4 protein-coding genes are annotated in these 2,823 nt (G+C 49.3%); 2 read left to right on the top strand and 2 right to left on the bottom strand.

Translation table 11 applies throughout. The features are described 5' to 3' along the window. Positions 1–20: 20 nt before the first annotated feature. Complete coding sequence (folB, locus tag ACTHUE_RS14600; protein WP_070459906.1) at positions 21–371, top strand: dihydroneopterin aldolase; 351 nt, start codon at positions 21–23, stop codon at positions 369–371. A 73-nt stretch (positions 372–444) separates the two neighbouring features. After that, complete coding sequence (locus tag ACTHUE_RS14595; RefSeq protein WP_070459909.1) at positions 445–981, top strand: NUDIX hydrolase; 537 nt, start codon at positions 445–447, stop codon at positions 979–981. Positions 982–1,111: 130 nt separating this feature from the next. On the opposite strand, the gene ACTHUE_RS14590 is transcribed toward ACTHUE_RS14595, so the two are convergent. Next, a complete protein-coding gene (locus ACTHUE_RS14590; protein ID WP_440423853.1) occupies positions 1,112–1,750 on the bottom strand; it encodes an alpha/beta hydrolase in 639 nt (212 codons plus the stop codon). 41 nt (positions 1,751–1,791) lie between these two features. After that, positions 1,792–2,586, bottom strand: a complete 795-nt coding sequence (locus ACTHUE_RS14585) for a polyamine aminopropyltransferase (RefSeq protein ID WP_039862255.1) — start codon at positions 2,584–2,586, stop codon at positions 1,792–1,794. Positions 2,587–2,823: the final 237 nt, after the last annotated feature.

Raw genomic sequence — 2,823 nt, 5'->3', positions numbered from 1 at the left:
TCAAAAAAACGGACAGGCAAATGGATAAAATCTTTTTGTACGGCATGAAGGCCGATACTTTAATCGGCGTATATGATTGGGAACGCGAGCGTAAACAGACTTTGATTTTGGATTTGGAAATCAGTGTCCCCGAGCGTACCGGCACGAGCGACGATATCGGAGACACCATCCATTATGGTGAAGTATGCGAAGTTGTACGCCGCAGCCTTGCCGAACAGGATTTTTTACTGCTGGAAACTTTGGCGGAACATATCGCCCAATTGATTTTAAATGATTTTGGTGCGGCCAAAGTGCGCGTCCGTATTGTGAAACCGGGTATCTTGCTCGATGTGGCGCAGGTCGGTATTGAGATTGAACGTACTCGGGAATAGGGCTTATCTATGCCGTCTGAAAAAGGATTTCAGACGGCCTTTAATATTTAATAATTTGGAAATGAGGTAAAAAATGGATTTGAAAGAAACTAAATTAAGCAGCGAGCCAATCTACGAAGGTTCTTTTGTTACCATCAGCCGCGATCGGGTTCGCCTACCCAACGGCAATGAAAGCCAACGAGTTGTGATCCGCCATCCGGGTGCTGCGTGTGTGTTGGCGGAAACGGAAGACGGCAAAGTTGTTTTGGTGCGCCAATGGCGTTATGCCGCCGATCAGGCGACGTTGGAATTGCCGGCGGGTAAATTGGATGTGGCGGACGAAGATCCTGCCGAATGCGCTTTGCGTGAGTTGGCAGAAGAAACGCCATATGTCGCCGACAGTGTCAAACTGTTGTACTCCTTTTATACTGCAGTTGGTTTTTGTGATGAGAAAATGTATCTCTACCAAGCGCAAGGCGTGCGTTTGGGTAGCGAATTGAGCAATGATGAAGATGAAATTACTGAAACCGTCCTGATGAGCAAGGACGAGGTGCGCAATGCATTGGTAAACGATGAAATCAAAGATGGTAAGACTTTGATTGGTTTGCAGTATTGGTTGACTCAGAATTGATATGTTAAGTAGAAAATCCTTGATGGATTTCTGAATACTTGAGCCTGATATTTAGATAATAAAGGTTTCATACAAACAAGGCCGTCTGAAAAAGCTTTCAGACGGCCTTGTTTTATTGTGTAGCCGGATTTTAGCCTAATAAAGCCGGTGCAAACCGTGTGATCGTATCGCGTAAAACGATGAGTTTGCCGTGGAAGAAGTGGGACGAACCGGCAATGGTTACAACCGGCAGGCCTTGTGGTTCTGCCCATGTCAGGGCTTTGTTGATTTCGACGACTTCGTCTTCCGTGCCATGGATCATCAATGTTTTGGCGACATCAGGAACATCGGATGGTTCCGGGCGGTCGGTGTAGTGATGGACGGCGGCGCCCATCAGCAACAGCAAATCAGGCGTGCGTGCTTGTGCGGCAAAGGTGGAAACGTAGCCGCCGAATGAGAAACCTGCCAGGACGAATTGCGGCGCGTCAGGATGTTGCACGCGGGCGTAGTCGATAACGGCAATGCAGTCTTGCGTTTCGCCGCGGCCGTAGTCGTGTTCGCCTTCACTATTGCCTACGCCGCGCAAATTGGGCAGGTAGCAATGGAAGCCGAGTTGGCTGAGGGCTTTGGCAGCGGTTTGGATGACTTTGTTGGTGTTGGTGCCGCCTTGCAGGGGATTGGGGTGGTTGATGACGGCAACGCCGCGGGCGGAGTCTTGTGCGCTTGGCAGGTAGATGGTTTCCAGCAAACCGGCCGGGCCGGGAATTTGAATGATATCGGGTTTGAGCATGGGTGTGTCCTTGTTTGTTTTTTCAGACGGTCTGAAGCGGTTTACAGATAAAAATTCTTGCCGTTGTTTTGATTATTGGCTTTCAAATCAGCAAGCATCCGTTTGAAGTCCAAGCCGTATTTTTCGCTTAATTTTTCGGCGCGTTTTTTTAAGTTGTCGAGATTTTGTTCTTTAGGGCTGCTTTGGAATGCCATGACCGCTACGTTGCCGTGGCTTTCTGCAGGCAGCTCGAGTACGCGGCCGTCAAAGACGTTGAGCAGGCGTTCGACAAAGCGTTGGTAACGCTGATCGCCGCTCCACCAGTTGGTCACAAATACACCGTCGGGGGAGAGGGCGTTGCGGCAGTCTTGGAAGAAGGGTTCTTCCACCAAAGCATCGATAATCTGTTCGCCGTCAAAACCATCTACCAAAATTACATCGGTATTGTGGCGGAACACTTTAATATATTCCGCGCCATCCGCCTCGATAATTTCAAAATGTTCGCCTTCGTGCGGCAATTCAAACAGGCTGCGCGCTACGGCGATGACTTGCGGATTGATGTCAATGGCGGTTTGCTTGGTATCGGGCAGGTAGCTGTCTATCCAACGGGCAAACGAGCCGCCGCCCAAGCCAATTTGGGTGATGTGTTTGGGCGGGGTTTCTGCAAACAGCAGCCAACCCATCATGGCGCGGCTGTACGACAACACAAGCTCGGACGGATGATCGACATTCATGGAGCTTTGAATGGTGTCGCTGCCCAAGTGCAGGGAACGGATATTGCCTTCTTCAGAAATACCGACTTCGGGCAGATGGGATTTGGCTGGGCGCAGGCGGCGGTAAGGATGGCGGGGTGGCATGTGTGCAGACGAAAGATGTGAAAGGCGTTATTTTAACAGAAACCATGATGTTTTGCGCTGGGGCGGTTTTCAGACGGCCTTTGAGCGTGTTGGATGGCAAGATAAGGCATGTATTTAATTTTCTTTAAAATCATTGGTTTTTATAATTTCGTGAGTAACTTTGTTTTAAAATGCTTGCCAAGATGGGAACTTATCGGCATAATGCCGACTTCCTTGCCGGTATAGCTCAGTTGGTAG

Source organism: Neisseria sp. P0021.S005 (assembly GCF_051956955.1).
Note: the sequence above shows the minus strand (reverse complement) of the source record. Positions and strands in the feature narration are given on the sequence as shown.

Coding starts and splice junctions, on each gene's coding strand:
- ACTHUE_RS14595 (WP_070459909.1), top strand. CDS start 445: ATGGATTTGAAAGAAACTAAATTAAGCAGCGAGCCAATCTACGAAGGT.
- ACTHUE_RS14590 (WP_440423853.1), bottom strand. CDS start 1,750: ATGCTCAAACCCGATATCATTCAAATTCCCGGCCCGGCCGGTTTGCTG.
- folB (WP_070459906.1), top strand. CDS start 21: ATGGATAAAATCTTTTTGTACGGCATGAAGGCCGATACTTTAATCGGC.
- ACTHUE_RS14585 (WP_039862255.1), bottom strand. CDS start 2,586: ATGCCACCCCGCCATCCTTACCGCCGCCTGCGCCCAGCCAAATCCCAT.